Source organism: Burkholderia sp. Ac-20384, assembly GCF_017104605.1.
Lineage (GTDB): Bacteria > Pseudomonadota > Gammaproteobacteria > Burkholderiales > Burkholderiaceae > Burkholderia > Burkholderia lata.
The window spans coordinates 1-13,690 of the sequence record NZ_JAAGPE010000036.1; the positions used below are offsets into that span (position 1 = coordinate 1).

General features: G+C 64.4%; 10 protein-coding genes and 1 rRNA gene. 10 read left to right on the forward strand and 1 reads right to left on the reverse strand.

Going from position 1 to position 13,690, the window contains the following annotated elements; translation table 11 throughout:
• Window positions 1–3 precede the first annotated feature (3 nt).
• The 3 genes from rrf (at window position 4) to G3O00_RS09770 (ending at window position 4,442) form a co-directional block, all read left to right on the forward strand.
• Window positions 4–116 (forward strand): 5S ribosomal RNA (gene rrf, locus G3O00_RS09760).
• Between the two features lie 440 nt (window positions 117–556).
• On the forward strand, window positions 557–2,632 hold the full coding sequence (locus G3O00_RS09765) for a molybdopterin oxidoreductase family protein (RefSeq protein WP_206142859.1): 2,076 nt from the start codon (window positions 557–559) through the stop codon (window positions 2,630–2,632).
• Between the two features lie 136 nt (window positions 2,633–2,768).
• On the forward strand, window positions 2,769–4,442 hold the full coding sequence (locus G3O00_RS09770; protein WP_206142860.1) for a long-chain fatty acid--CoA ligase: 1,674 nt from the start codon (window positions 2,769–2,771) through the stop codon (window positions 4,440–4,442).
• Window positions 4,443–4,719: 277 nt separating this feature from the next.
• Here the strand turns inward: G3O00_RS09770 and G3O00_RS09775 are convergent, their stop codons facing one another.
• Window positions 4,720–5,871 (reverse strand): porin, encoded by a 1,152-nt coding sequence (locus tag G3O00_RS09775; RefSeq protein ID WP_011350830.1) that lies wholly within the window; start codon window positions 5,869–5,871, stop codon window positions 4,720–4,722.
• A gap of 276 nt (window positions 5,872–6,147) precedes the next feature.
• On the opposite strand from G3O00_RS09775, the gene coq7 reads away from it, so the two are divergent.
• From coq7 to murF, 7 genes are all read left to right on the forward strand, one after another.
• Window positions 6,148–6,774 carry a 2-polyprenyl-3-methyl-6-methoxy-1,4-benzoquinone monooxygenase gene (gene coq7 / locus G3O00_RS09780; RefSeq protein WP_027788457.1) on the forward strand — a complete coding sequence of 209 codons (627 nt, stop codon included), beginning with the start codon at window positions 6,148–6,150 and terminating at the stop codon, window positions 6,772–6,774.
• Between the two features lie 386 nt (window positions 6,775–7,160).
• Entirely contained in the window at window positions 7,161–7,589 is a 429-nt protein-coding gene (mraZ, locus tag G3O00_RS09785) for a division/cell wall cluster transcriptional repressor MraZ (protein WP_006487094.1), read from the forward strand.
• A 23-nt stretch (window positions 7,590–7,612) separates the two neighbouring features.
• Window positions 7,613–8,554, forward strand: a complete 942-nt coding sequence (gene rsmH / locus G3O00_RS09790; protein WP_174934107.1) for a 16S rRNA (cytosine(1402)-N(4))-methyltransferase RsmH — start codon at window positions 7,613–7,615, stop codon at window positions 8,552–8,554.
• Window positions 8,551–8,892, forward strand: coding sequence for a cell division protein FtsL (gene ftsL, locus G3O00_RS09795; protein ID WP_174934108.1), 342 nt, complete (start codon window positions 8,551–8,553; stop codon window positions 8,890–8,892). Before rsmH ends, ftsL begins: the two co-directional genes overlap by 4 nt.
• Window positions 8,889–10,736 (forward strand): penicillin-binding protein 2, encoded by a 1,848-nt coding sequence (locus tag G3O00_RS09800; protein WP_011350834.1) that lies wholly within the window; start codon window positions 8,889–8,891, stop codon window positions 10,734–10,736. The genes ftsL and G3O00_RS09800 overlap by 4 nt, the downstream gene beginning before the upstream one ends.
• Window positions 10,733–12,271: a UDP-N-acetylmuramoyl-L-alanyl-D-glutamate--2,6-diaminopimelate ligase gene (locus tag G3O00_RS09805; protein ID WP_206142861.1), complete on the forward strand. Its 1,539-nt coding sequence runs from the start codon at window positions 10,733–10,735 to the stop codon at window positions 12,269–12,271. The genes G3O00_RS09800 and G3O00_RS09805 overlap by 4 nt, the downstream gene beginning before the upstream one ends.
• Window positions 12,268–13,674 (forward strand): UDP-N-acetylmuramoyl-tripeptide--D-alanyl-D-alanine ligase, encoded by a 1,407-nt coding sequence (murF, locus tag G3O00_RS09810; protein WP_206142862.1) that lies wholly within the window; start codon window positions 12,268–12,270, stop codon window positions 13,672–13,674. The genes G3O00_RS09805 and murF overlap by 4 nt, the downstream gene beginning before the upstream one ends.
• Window positions 13,675–13,690 lie beyond the last annotated feature (16 nt).

Consider the following 13,690-nt stretch of genomic DNA (forward strand, 5'->3'; position numbering starts at 1 on the left):
TTGCCTGATGACCATAGCGAGTCGGTCCCACCCCTTCCCATCCCGAACAGGACCGTGAAACGACTCTACGCCGATGATAGTGCGGATTCCCGTGTGAAAGTAGGTAATCGTCAGGCTCCCTAAGCCAGAAACCCCCGCCCGAAAGGCGGGGGTTTTTGCATTGGCGCGATGGAAATGCACTAAGGATCGGGATGGGCGGTCCGGCCGGAGTTTCCACATCACCTCTCCCAAGTACAACCACTCGCGGCTCCCGGCTCGCTAATTGGTCAGCATCATTCGCGATCCGCCAGTCTATTGGTCGTATCGCCGATCAAAGCTGCAATTTCTCTCTCTCACGTATCGGTTGACGCAGTCGTGCGCGATTGGTTTTCCATCGTCGAAAACGAGTGTCGGGTTGGCCGTGCAAGTCCCCCGCAGACAACGCACCGAACCACGAAAGCTCTCCCGATTCCTCCCATCGCGTTTCGGCCAAATACCTCAGAATCCGCATGAAATGAACGCTTTATTCGGCGCGTCCACGTAAAATTTGCGAATCCCCATCTCTGCATTCGAAACGATGAACGCCGCCATTCAGGTAGCCCGGGCCGTTTGCCCGCATGATTGTCCGGATACGTGCGCAATGCGTGTAACCGTCGAAAACGGCAAGGCGATCAAGGTCACGGGCGATCCCGACCATCCGCCGACGCAAGGCGTGTTGTGCACGAAAGTCAGTCGATACGCCGATCGCGTTCATCACCCCGACCGCCTCACCGTCCCGCTCAAGCGCATTGGTGCGAAGGGGGAAGGGCGTTTCGTGCCGATCAGCTGGGACGAGGCATTCGATGAGATCGGCCGTCGTCTCGGCGAAATTGCGGCGCGCGCACCCGAAGCAATCATGCCGTACAGCTATGCGGGGACGATGGGGCTCGTGCAAGGGGAGGGCATCGCTCAGCGGTTCTTCCACAAGCTCGGTGCCTCGCGGCTCGAGCGCACGATCTGCGCGGCGGCCGGGGCAGCGGGGTTGCGTTACACCTATGGCGGCAGTCTCGGCATGCACCTCGAGCATTTCGAGGAAAGCGAGCTGATTCTGATTTGGGGGGCAAACCCGATCGCTTCGAGCCTGCACTTCTGGACGCGCGCGCAAGAGGCGAAGCGCCGAGGTGCTCGCCTGGTCGCCATCGATCCGTACCGCTCGCTGACGGCGGAGAAGTGCCATCAGCATATCGCGTTGAAACCCGGCACCGACGGCGCGTTCGCACTCGGCATGATGCACGTGCTGATTACCGAAAACCTGCTCGATCACGATTACATCGCCAGCCATACGCTCGGTTCCGACGAGCTGAAGGCGCGGGCGCTGTCCTATCCGACGGAACGCGTGCCGCCGATCCGCGGAGTCGACGCGTCGGAGCTGGTCGACCTTGCGCGTCGCTACGGTGCTACCCGCAAGGCATCGATCCGCCTCAACTACGGCATGCAGCGTGTCCGCGGCGGTGGCAACGCCGTACGCGCGATCGCCAGTCTGCCGGCGCTGACGGGTGCCTGGCGGGATCGGGCCGGCGGGCTGTTGCTGTCATCGTCGGAATCCGCGCCGGTCAACCAGGCTGCGTTGCTACGCCCGGACTTGATGCCGGGATGGCCGCACAAGCTGCCGCGCATCATCAACATGAACGCGATCGGTGACGCGCTGTTGCACCCGGGCGATGCAACCTTCGGGCCGAAGGTCGAAGCGATTATCGTGTACAACTCGAACCCGGTCGCTGTCGCGCCGGACTCTTCGAAGGTCGCGGCAGGGTTCGCGCGTGACGATCTGTTCACGGTTGTTCTCGAGCATTTCAAGACAGATACCGTCGATTTCGCCGACATTGTGTTGCCGGCAACCACGCAGCTCGAGCATCTGGACATCCACAAATCGTACGGCCACACCTACGTGATGGCGAATCTGCCGTCGATTCCGCCGGTGGGGGACGCGCGGCCGAATACGGAGATCTTCCGTGGTATCGCGCGCAGTATGGGGCTCGACGAACCCGCGCTTTATCACAGCGACGAAGAGGTCGCGCGCGCGGCGCTCCGCTGGGACGATCCGGTGCTCGACAGCGACTGGGACACACTGAAGCGCGCCGGCTGGCTGAAGCTCAAGCTGCCGGAGGCGCCGTTCGCGAACGGCGGTTTCCGTACGCCGTCCGGCAAGTGCGAGTTCTACAGCCCGCGACTCGAGCAGATGGGCGTGGATCCCGTGCCCGACTACCTGCCGCCGTTCGAATCGGCCGAGGCTGCGCCCGAGCTCGCCGCACGCTATCCGCTCGCGATGATTTCACCGCCGGCGCGTCACTTCCTGAACAGTACGTTCGTGAACGTCGACAGCCTGCGTCATACCGAAGGTGAACCGCATCTCGACATCCACCCGTCCGACGCCGATGCGCGCGGCATCACCGATGGCGACCTCGTACGCATCTTCAACGACCGTGGATCGATGCAGGCGCTCGCGAGAATTACCGATCGCGCACGCGCAGGGCTCGTCGTCGGTCTGTCGATCTGGTGGAAGAAACTGTCACCGGACGGCAGAAACGCGAACGAAGTGACGAGCCAGGCGCTCACTGATCTTGGCAATTCGGCGACGTTCTACGATTGCCTCGTGGAAGTTGAACGCATTTGATCGGATATCACCGTATGATCAGACGAATTTCGACGGAAGTTCGAAGTGGACATCTAACCCTGTTGTCTCAAGGCGAGCGAGCCGTTACGATGCGTTTTAGCACGACCATTCGAAAATCTGTGAGGAGACGCGCAGTATGGACAAAATTTGGCTGAAATCGTACCCACCCGGCGTTCCAGCCGAAATTGACGCGTCTCCTTATCCCTCTGTCCCAGACCTGCTCGACGAAAGCTTCCGGCAGTATCGCGACCGCACGGCGTTCGTCTGCATGGGCAAGGGCATTACGTACGGCGAACTCGACAAGCTGTCGCGCCAGTTCGGCGCGTGGCTGCAGTCGCGCGGGCTTGCGCGCGGGGCGCGCGTCGCGATCATGATGCCGAACGTGCTGCAGTATCCCGTTGCGATCGCGGCGGTACTGCGCGCGGGCTACACCGTCGTCAACGTCAACCCGCTCTATACGCCGCGCGAACTCGAGCATCAGTTGAAGGATAGCGGTGCAGAGGCAATCGTCATCCTCGAGAATTTCGCGTCGACGCTGCAGGCCGTCATCGCGAATACGGGCGTCAAGCACGTCGTCGTCGCATCGATGGGCGATCTGCTGGGCATCAAGGGATGGCTCGTCAACTACGTCGTGCGCAACGTGAAAAAGATGGTGCCTGCCTGGCAGCTGCCGTCGTTCACGCGCTTCAAGACCGCGCTGTCGGACGGTGCGCGCCAGGCATTCAAGGCGCAGAAGATCGGCCCCGATGACGTCGCGTTCCTGCAATACACGGGCGGTACGACCGGCGTGGCGAAGGGGGCAACGCTGCTGCACCGGAACATCGTGTCGAACGTGCTGCAGGCGGGCGCCTGGCATCATCCGGCGCATGAGAAGTTCCCGGACGTGAAACAGTTCGTGACCGTTGTCGCGCTGCCGCTGTATCACGTGTTCGCGCTGACCGTCTGCGGCTTCCTGACGATGCGTACGGGCGGCATGGGGATTCTGATCCCGAACCCGCGCGACATCGCCGGCATGATCAAGGAGCTGAAGGGCTACCAGATCTCGACGATCCCCGCGGTCAACACGCTGTACAACGCACTGCTGAATCACCCCGAATTCAATCAGCTCGACCTGTCGAAGCTCGTGATCGCCAACGGCGGCGGCATGGCGATCCAGGAGGGCGTCGCGAAACGCTGGTACGAAAAGACCCATACCGCGATCATCGAAGGCTACGGGCTGTCGGAAACCTCGCCGGTGGCGACCTGCAACCCCGTGACGGCGACTGAATATAGCGGGACGATCGGCCTGCCGCTGCCATCGACCGAAGTGGCGATTCGCGACGACGCCGGTAACGACGTCGCGCTCGGCGAACCTGGTGAGATCTGCATCCGCGGGCCGCAGGTGATGGCCGGCTACTGGAACCGGCCGGACGAAACCGCGAAGGTCATGTTCGCCGATGGCTTCTTCAAGACGGGCGACGTCGGCGTGATGGATGCGCGAGGTTACGTGAAGATCGTCGACCGGAAGAAGGACATGATCCTCGTGTCGGGCTTCAACGTGTACCCGAACGAAGTCGAGGACGTGGTGGCGTCGCATCCGGGCGTGTTCGAGGTGGCGGCGGTCGGCGTACCCGACGAGCATTCCGGCGAAGCCGTGAAGCTGTTCGTCGTGAAGAAGGACCCGGCGCTCACCGACAAGGACATCCTCGCCTACTGCAAGGAGCGGCTCACCGGCTATAAACGGCCGAAGCTGGTCGAGTTTCGGACGGAGCTGCCGAAAACGAACGTCGGCAAGATCCTGCGGCGCGAACTGCGCGACGGGCGCGCATGACGGCGCGATCGATCTAACGAAAAAGCCCGGCTTGTGCCGGGCTTTTTTGTTTTGCGGCCCGGCTCGGAAGAAGGCTGTTTTCGAACGAGGCGGCTTCCGGAATGGGCTCGCTGCGGCGGTGCGTTTCGACGTAGCAGGGACGGCGCGGCGCCCCCGCGACGAGCGCGTCGCAGCCGGTACGATTCGCGGCGCTTCGGATTTGCGGCTGCACCCGACCGGAAAAGAAAAAGGCGCCCGAAGGCGCCTTCAATATGCTGCGGCTTGTCAGGCAAGCTGATTAGAACTTGTGACGGATACCGACGCGTGCTGCGACCTGGTTGCTGGTGCTCGAACCTGCGAGACCGTTGATCGCTGCGGTTGCCTGGATCACGTTGCCGTTCGCGTCGAGCACGTTGCCCGATGCGTGCTGGTACACGCCGATCGCGTAGACGTCGGTGCGCTTCGACAGGAAGTAGTCGACACCCAGCGAGCCCTGGTGATACTTGGCTGCCGAGCTGCCGTTGATCTTGCTGCCTTGCGTGTAGTCGTACGCCGCGCCGAGAATCAGCGCCGGGGTCAACTGATACTTGAAGTTGAGTTCGCCGTTGTTGAACGTCGCGGACTGGTTCACGAACGGGCCTGCCGAGAAGCCCTTGAACTTCGTGTTCGAGTACGTTGCACCGATCGTCGCTGCGCCGAACGTGTATGCACCGCCGGCACCGATGACCTGGTACGTGTTCGCGTTGTTCGCGTACGCGCCGTAGATCGGCGACGAGACCGACGACGACGTCGAACCGTTGTTGAACATGCCGCCGAACTGGTTCGGCGTGCGTGCGTTCAAGTAGCCGACGCCCAAGACCAACGGGCCGTTGTTGTAGCCTGCGCCGAGCGACCAGACCTGGTTCTTCGAGAACTGGCCTGCCTGACCGCCGAAGCTGTACACGCCGCCGAACGAGAAGCCGCCGTAGGTGTTGCTCGTGAACTTGACTGCGTTGTTCACGCGATAGGCGTTGTTGAAGTTGTCGAGGTCACCCGGGTGAGCGGCGATGTAGCCACCCCACTGGTCACCTGCCTCGAGCGGGCCGACGAAGTCGACGACGGAGTCGTATTGGCGACCCAGCGTGACCGTACCGTACGGGCTCGACAGGCCGACGTAAGCCTGACGACCGAACATCAGGCCGCCCTGACCGAGCTTGCCGCTGTTCACGTCAAAACCGTTTTCGAGGGTGAAGATCGCCTTCAGGCCGCCACCGAGGTCTTCGGTGCCGCGCATGCCGAAGCGGCTGCCTTGCATCACGCCGCTGGCCATGCTGTACAGGTGCTTGCCGCCCGCGTTGTTGTTGAAGAGCAGGCCTTCATCGATGATGCCGTAAAGCGTCACGCTGCTTTGCGCATGGGCAGCGCCAGCGAACGCGCCCAGCGCGACGAGCGCGAGAAGCGACTTTTTCATTAACGGATCTCCAAGAATCACTGAATTTTTCTGGCGGGGCGGATAGTTATGTTCTGTTGACGGGCCCCATCAACTTCGCAAGAAGTCGGACGTAATGTAGCAAAACCGTTTTTTGCCACAAAGCGAAATGCCGCACCTCAAGGTCGCCATGTTTCCTTTATGCAACAATGGTTAAAATCACGGGTTAACCGCAATTTCCGCTGAATAATCAAGTCGGTTACGCAGCGGACTCGTGCCCTTGCCGCTCGCGGCAGCACCTGCAGCCAGGAGAACAGGATGGTGTTTGATGAACTGATCAGCGAATTCGATCGCGGCCTGCGATCGCTGACCGGCATTAGCCGGATGAGCCGGCCGGTGCCCGCACCGGCAGAGGCGCCGGCCGTCGAGCTGACGCCCGCGGAACGTACGCATGCCGCCGGGCTGATGCGCGTGAACCACGTCGGTGAGGTTTGTGCGCAGGCGCTATATCAGGCGCAGAAACTCACCGCGCGCACGGCGTCGGCGAAGGCGATGTTCGAGGAAGCCGCGCGCGAGGAGGAGGATCACCTCGCGTGGACCGCGCATCGCCTGAAAGAGCTCGACTCGCGCCCGAGCCTGCTGAACCCGCTCTGGTATGCCGGTTCGCTCGCGATCGGCGTGGCGGCCGGCGCGCTCGGCGACAAGGTCAGCCTCGGCTTCATGGCCGAGACCGAGCGGCAGGTCGAGAGCCATCTCGAAGGCCACATGTCCGAGCTGCCGGCGGCCGATACCGCATCGCGTGCGATCGTCGACCAGATGCGTATCGACGAAGTGAAACACGGCAAGGCCGCGGCCGACGCAGGCGGGATCGAGCTGCCGCTGCCCGCGCGAATGCTGATGCGCGCCGCGTCGAAAGTCATGACGAGCACTGCGTACTATCTGTGACATTCTCACCGGGGCGATGCGTGACGTCGCCCCGGTTCCCCACCGCTGATACCGCCCGTTTATTCCTCGTTTTCCCGCCCCCGAAAGCCCCGTCCGCACACCCGTCTGGCCCGTCTTTCTCACGTATCACCTTCACAAGTTGCACTAGCTCATTCATTTATAACGGTTTTTGGAATGAGGGGCCGCATGAGCATGTGCGCGTAAGTCCTTGTTCTAACTAACAAAATTCGTCAAAAAAGCGGGCCGCTCCCTTGACCGTGCCACACCCTTCCTCTAAAGTGGGAGACAGTGTGAGAAAGTGTATTTTTGTGTGATTTAGCGGGCTATTCCGGCTAAATTCTCAGCATGGAGCGGGTGCTTCGGTGCCCTGAACGGGAGAGCGGACAGTGTTCCAAGGGGCGTCGGCGCTGACGCTCGATGCGAAAGGGCGGATGTCGGTGCCGGCTCGCTATCGCGAAGCGCTGCAAGGACAGGCAGAAGGACGGGTGACTGTGACCAAGCACCCGGACGGCTGCCTGTTGCTGTTTCCGCGCCCCGAATGGGAAGTATTCCGCGCCAAGATCGCCGCGCTGCCGATGGACGCGCACTGGTGGCGGCGCATTTTTCTCGGCAATGCGATGGATGTCGATCTCGACAGCGCGGGCCGGATTCTCGTATCGCCCGAGCTGCGCATGGCAGCCGGACTGGAAAAGGAAGTCATGTTGTTGGGAATGGGTAGTCACTTCGAGCTGTGGGATTCGCAAACCTACAACGCGAAGGAGCAGGCAGCGATGGCGCAGGGCATGCCCGACGCGCTGAAGAATTTCACGTTCTGATTGCGGTGACGGAGACGCCCGCGATGGGAAACGAATTGCAGCATCGGACCGTGTTGTTGGACGAAGCGGTCGAATCGCTCGTGACGCGACCGGACGGCATTTATGTCGACGGCACGTTCGGGCGCGGCGGCCATAGCCGCGCGGTGCTCGCGCGGTTGGCGACGGGCGGGCGGCTGATCGCGTTCGACAAGGATCCGAGAGCGATCGAGACGGCGCAGGGCATCGAGGATGCGCGCTTTTCGATCGTGCATGACAGCTTTGCATCGATGCGCGACGCGCTTGCGGCGCGCGGCGTCGAGAAGGTGTCGGGTGTGTTGCTCGACCTGGGCGTGTCCTCGCCGCAGGTGGACGATCCGGCGCGCGGCTTCAGCTTCCGCGCCGATGGTCCGCTGGACATGCGGATGGACCCGACGCGCGGCGAGTCGGCGGCGGAATGGCTCGCACGGGCTTCGGTGCAGGAATTGACGGAGGTAATACGGGATTATGGGGAAGAACGGTTTGCTTTTCAGATTGCAAAGGCGCTTGTTGCTCGCCGGGCAGAGTCCGACCGTCTTGGGCCTCTCGACACCACGGGCGAGCTTGCCCAAATCGTGGGTCACGTCGTCAAAACCCGTGAGAAGGGCAAGGATCCGGCAACCCGCACCTTTCAGGCTATACGGATTCACGTCAATCAAGAGCTTGCGGACCTGCAAGTCGTACTAGACGCGGCACTGTCGTTGCTGGAGCAAGGGGGGCGGCTGGTGGTCATCAGCTTTCATTCACTCGAGGACCGGATCGTCAAGCGATTCATGCAGGCGCACGCGAGTGCGCCTGCGGTCGATCGTCGCCTGCCGATCCGCGCCGTCGACCTCCCGAGCCCGCCGCTCAAGATCATCAGCCGCCAGTTTCCGAGTGAAGCGGAAGTCGCCGCGAATCCGCGCGCCCGCTCGGCCGTGATGCGCATCGCGGAGCGCGTCACGCCATGAGCCGCTTCAATATCTTCCTGCTGATCATCGTGATGGGTTGCGCGTTGTCGGTCGTCAATTCGACGAACCAGCAGCGCCAGATCTTCATCCAGCTGCAGCGTGCGCAGTCGCAGGAGCGTCAGCTCCAGCAGGACTACGCGCAGCTGCAATATCAGCAGAGCGCGCTGTCGAAGACGTCGCGCATCGAGCAGCTCGCGAACGATTCGCTGAAGATGCAGCCGATCACGACCGGCCGCACGCAATACCTGACGCTGCCGCCGGGCGCTGCGAAGGCGATCGATGCGCCGATCCCGGCTTCGGCGGACACGTCCGCCAAGGGTAAGGGAGGCGCGCGATGAAGCCGTCCCAGAAGCGCCAGAACGTGAAATTCTCGTCGAGCCCCGTGCTGGGCGTGCATCTGCCGATGTGGCGCTCGAAGCTCGTCGTGTTCATGCTGTTCATGGCGTTCGTCGCGCTGGCCGCGCGCGCGTTCTGGATCCAGGGGCCCGGCAACGCGTTCTATCGGAAGCAGGGCGAAAGCCGCTACCAGCGCACGCTCGACCTGCCGGCGACGCGCGGCAAGATCCTCGACCGTAACGGGCTCGTGCTCGCGACGAGCCTGCCCGTGCGCGCGATCTGGGCGATTCCCGACGCGGTGCCGGACGATCTCGACGCCGACAAGGTCAACCAGCTCGGCAAGCTCCTCGGCATGACGTCGAAGGAACTGCGCGTGAAGCTGTCGGAAGACAAGGGTTTCGTCTACGTCAAGCGTCAGGTGCCGATCGACGTCGCGGACAAAGTCGCTGCGCTCGACATCCCTGGTATCTATCAGCGCAACGAATACAAGCGCTTCTATCCGGAAGGCGAGATCACCGCTCACCTGATCGGCTTCACGAACGTCGAGGACGAAGGGCAGGAGGGCGTCGAGCTGGGCGACCAGAAGATGCTGTCCGGCACGTCGGGCGTGCGTCGCGTGATCAAGGACCGGATGGGGCACATCGTCGAGGACGTCGCCGAGCAGATCCCGCCGCACAACGGCACGGATGTCGACCTGTCGATCGACAGCAAGATCCAGTACATCGCGTACGCGAACCTGAAGGCCGCCGTCGAGAAGTTCAAGGCGAAGGCCGGCGCGGCGATGGTCGTCGACGTGCGCACCGGCGAGGTGCTGGCGCTCGTCAACTACCCGACGTACAACCCGAACGACCGCTCGCGCATGACGGGCGAGCAGTTGCGCAACCGGATCATGACCGACGTGTTCGAGCCGGGCTCGATCATGAAGCCATTTACGGTGTCGCTCGCACTCGACCTGCATCGCGTGACGCCGAACACGCTCGTCGAGACGGGCAACGGGCATTTCGTGCTCGACGGCGCACCGATTACCGACGACGCGGGTTTCGGCACGTTGACGGTCGGCGGTGTGATCCAGAAGTCGAGCAACATCGGCGCGACGAAGATCGCGATGACGATGCGGCCCGAGGAAATGTGGAATATGTATACGAGCATCGGTCTCGGCCAGGCGCCGAAGGTCGGATTCCCGGGCGCGGTGGCTGGCCGCCTGCGTCCGTGGAAGAGCTGGCGCCGCATCGAGCAGGCGACGATGTCGTACGGCTACGGCCTGTCGGTGTCGCTGTTCCAGCTCGCGCGTGCCTACACGGCGATCGCGCATGACGGCGAGCTGATGCCCGTGACCATTTTCAAGACCGACCCCAACCAGCCGGTCGTGGGTACGCAGGTGTTCAACCCGACCACCGCGCGCGAAGTGCGCGCGATGCTCGAGACGGTGGTCGCGCCGGGCGGCACGTCGCCGGATGCGGCCGTGCCGGGTTATCGCGTCGGCGGCAAGAGCGGCACCGCGTACAAGCATGAAGGCCACGGCTACACGCGCAAGTACCGCGCGTCGTTCGTCGGGATGGCGCCGATGCCGAATCCGCGCATCGTCGTCGCGGTGTCGGTCGACGAGCCGACCGCCGGCAGCCACTTCGGCGGCCAGGTGTCCGGCCCCGTATTCTCGGCGATCGCCGGTGACACGATGCGTGCGCTGAACGTGCCGCCGAACATGCCGATCAAGCAGCTCGTCGTGTCTGACGATTCGCCGGCAGCACCTTCCGCAACCGGGCCGCAAAAGCTGGCCGCGGGTAGCGGTGCGAAGCATATGATCGTGTCCAGCACCACGCGTAATTCACCAGGAGTTGTTCGATGAGCGCCGCTCGCAGTTCCCATCCGGCGCATCAGCAGATCGCAGCCGCGCTTGCGTGGCTGCGTCAGCATGTGGCCCCCGTCGCGCAACTGCATGCCGACACGCGCAGCCTCAAGGCTGGCGACGTGTTCGTCGCGTACGCGGTCGACGGGGCAGACAATCGTGCCTTCATCGCCGACGCCGTCGCGCGCGGTGCGGCCGCCGTGCTGTATCAGCCGGAAGGGCTGGCCGCTGCGCCGGCCGTTCCTGTCGCGCTTGCGGTGCCTGCGCTCGACCAGCTCGCCGGCGAGATCGCCAGCGGCTGGTATGGTGATCCGAGCGACAGCCTGCTCGCGATCGGTGTGACCGGCACGAACGGCAAGACGTCGTGCACGCAATGGATCGCCACCGCGTTGACGGCGCTTCACCAGCCGTGCGCGGTGATCGGCACGCTCGGCACCGGGATGCCCGGCCAGCTCGTGCCGACCGGCTTCACGACCCCCGATGCGTCGCAATTGCAGCGCAGCCTTGCGCAGCTGCGCGACGCGGGCGCGAAGGCGGTCGCGATGGAAGTGTCGTCGCACGCGCTGCACCAGGGGCGCGTGAACGGTACGGCGTTCGACATCGCGGTGTTTACGAATCTCACGCAGGATCACCTCGACTATCACGGCACGTTCGATGCGTACGAGGCCGCGAAGGCGAAGCTGTTCGCATGGCGCGGCCTGCGCGCGGCGGTCGTCAACCGCGACGACGCAGCCGGACAGCGCCTGCTCGAGAAACTGGCCGGCCGCGTGCGCACGATCGCGTACGGGATCGGCGATGCGTCGGCGCCGGACGCCGATCGCGAACTGGTCGCGCTCGACGTGCGCGCCACCACGACCGGCACGGCGTTCCGCCTGCGTTCGTCATGGGGCGACGCGGACGTCGAGGTCGGCACGCTCGGCACGTTCAACGTCAGCAACCTGCTCGCGGTGCTCGGCTCGCTGCTCGCGGCCGACGTGCCGTTCGACGCGGCGCTCGCCGAGATCGCACGGCTCGAGTCCGTCAACGGCCGGATGCAGCGGCTCGGCGGCCGGCTGCAGAACGACGAACCGCTCGTCGTGATCGACTACGCACACACGCCCGACGCGCTCGAAAAGACGCTCGACGCGCTGCGCCCGATCGCCACGGCGCGCGGCGGCCGGCTCGTCTGCATGTTCGGCTGCGGCGGCGATCGCGATGCGACGAAGCGCCCGCTGATGGGTGCGATCGCGGAGCGGTTCGCCGATGAAACCGTCGTCACGAGCGACAACCCGCGCAGCGAGGATCCGCAGCGCATCATCGACCAGATCGTCGCGGGCATGACCGCGCTCGATCACGCACGCCGTATCGAGGATCGCGCGAGCGCGATCCTGCAGGCCGTGCGCGGCGCCGCACGCGAGGATGTCGTCGTGCTGGCCGGCAAGGGCCACGAGGCCACGCAGGAAATCATGGGCAAGAAGCGCACGTTCTCCGATCAGGATCACGCACGGCTCGCGCTGGCAGCGCGCGCGACGCACGGCAAGGGAGGCGCCGAATGACGATGCTCAGTCTCGGCGAAGCCGCTCGCCTGATCCCCGGCGCAACCGTCCACGGCGACGCCGGCGTCACGTTCGACCGCGTGTCGACGGACAGCCGCACGGCCGGCCCCGGCGACCTGTTCGTCGCACTGAAAGGCGAGCGCTTCGACGCGCACGACTTCCTCGGCGACGTCGCTGCGCGCGGTGCCGCCGCGGCGCTGGTCGCGCACGTGCCGGCGGGCGTCACGATGCCGGCGATCGAAGGCGGCGAAACGCGTGCCGCACTCGGCGCGCTTGCGCATGGCTGGCGCAAACGATTCGCGTTGCCGCTCGTCGCGGTGACGGGCAGCAACGGCAAGACGACCGTCAAGGAAATGATCGCGTCGATCTTCGCGGCGGCGGTCGGCGCCGACGCGCGGCTCGCGACGGCCGGCAACCTGAACAACGATGTCGGCCTGCCGCTGACGCTGCTGCGCCTGTCGGCCGCGCATCGTCTCGCGGTGATCGAGATCGGGATGAACCACCCGGGCGAGACCGAAATCCTCGCGCGCCTCACGGCGCCGACGGTCGCGCTCGTCAACAACGCACAGCGCGAGCACCAGGAATTCATGGCGACGGTCGAAGCCGTCGCGCTCGAACACGCGGCCGTGATTCACGCGCTGCCGCCGGACGGTGTCGCGGTGTTCCCGGCCGATGACGCGTATGCGGGCATCTGGCGCGTCGCGGCAACCGGCAACCGGATCCTCGATTTCGCGCTGCACGATGCCGGACGGCAGAACGACGCGCAGGTCACGGGCCGTCTGCACGGCGGCGAACTCGCGATCGACACGCCCGCGGGCGTCGTCACGGTGCGGTTGCGCGCGCTCGGCGAGCACAACGCGCGTAACGCGCTGGCCGCCACGGCCGCGGCGCTGGGTGCCGGCGTTGCGCTGTCGGCGATCAAGCAGGGCCTCGAATCGTTCGAGCCGGTCAAGGGCCGGCTGCAGGTGAAACAGGCGATCGCAGGCAGCCTCGCGGGTGCAACGGTCGTCGACGATACGTACAACGCGAATCCCGATTCGATGCGTGCCGCGATCGACGTGCTCGCCGCGCAACCGGCGCCGCGCGTGCTGGTGATCGGCGACATGGGCGAGGTCGGCGACGAAGGGCCGGCTTTTCATCGCGAGGTCGGTGCCTACGCACGCGAGCGCGGGATCGACGCGCTGTTCGCGCTCGGCGACGCGTCGCGCGATGCATGCACGGCATACGGCGACACGGCCCGCCATTTCGGCGACGTCGGCGCGCTGGTTGAAGCACTGCTCGCAGCGGGCTACGGCGCGCAGGCGACGCTGCTCGTGAAGGGCTCGCGGTACATGAAGATGGAGCGCGTGGTCGACGCGCTGACGAACCAACCCGCGGCGGGCACGGCGCCCGCTGCACACTGAGTAGAAGGAAGGAAGC

Bases quoted from the DNA above. Each gene is read 5' to 3' on its own strand.
- ftsL (WP_174934108.1), top strand. From the start codon at position 8,551: ATGAGCCGCTTCAATATCTTCCTGCTGATCATCGTGATGGGTTGCGCG.
- coq7 (WP_027788457.1), top strand. From the start codon at position 6,148: ATGGTGTTTGATGAACTGATCAGCGAATTCGATCGCGGCCTGCGATCG.
- G3O00_RS09800 (WP_011350834.1), top strand. From the start codon at position 8,889: ATGAAGCCGTCCCAGAAGCGCCAGAACGTGAAATTCTCGTCGAGCCCC.
- G3O00_RS09770 (WP_206142860.1), top strand. From the start codon at position 2,769: ATGGACAAAATTTGGCTGAAATCGTACCCACCCGGCGTTCCAGCCGAA.
- rsmH (WP_174934107.1), top strand. From the start codon at position 7,613: ATGGGAAACGAATTGCAGCATCGGACCGTGTTGTTGGACGAAGCGGTC.
- murF (WP_206142862.1), top strand. From the start codon at position 12,268: ATGACGATGCTCAGTCTCGGCGAAGCCGCTCGCCTGATCCCCGGCGCA.
- G3O00_RS09805 (WP_206142861.1), top strand. From the start codon at position 10,733: ATGAGCGCCGCTCGCAGTTCCCATCCGGCGCATCAGCAGATCGCAGCC.
- G3O00_RS09765 (WP_206142859.1), top strand. From the start codon at position 557: ATGAACGCCGCCATTCAGGTAGCCCGGGCCGTTTGCCCGCATGATTGT.
- G3O00_RS09775 (WP_011350830.1), bottom strand. From the start codon at position 5,871: ATGAAAAAGTCGCTTCTCGCGCTCGTCGCGCTGGGCGCGTTCGCTGGC.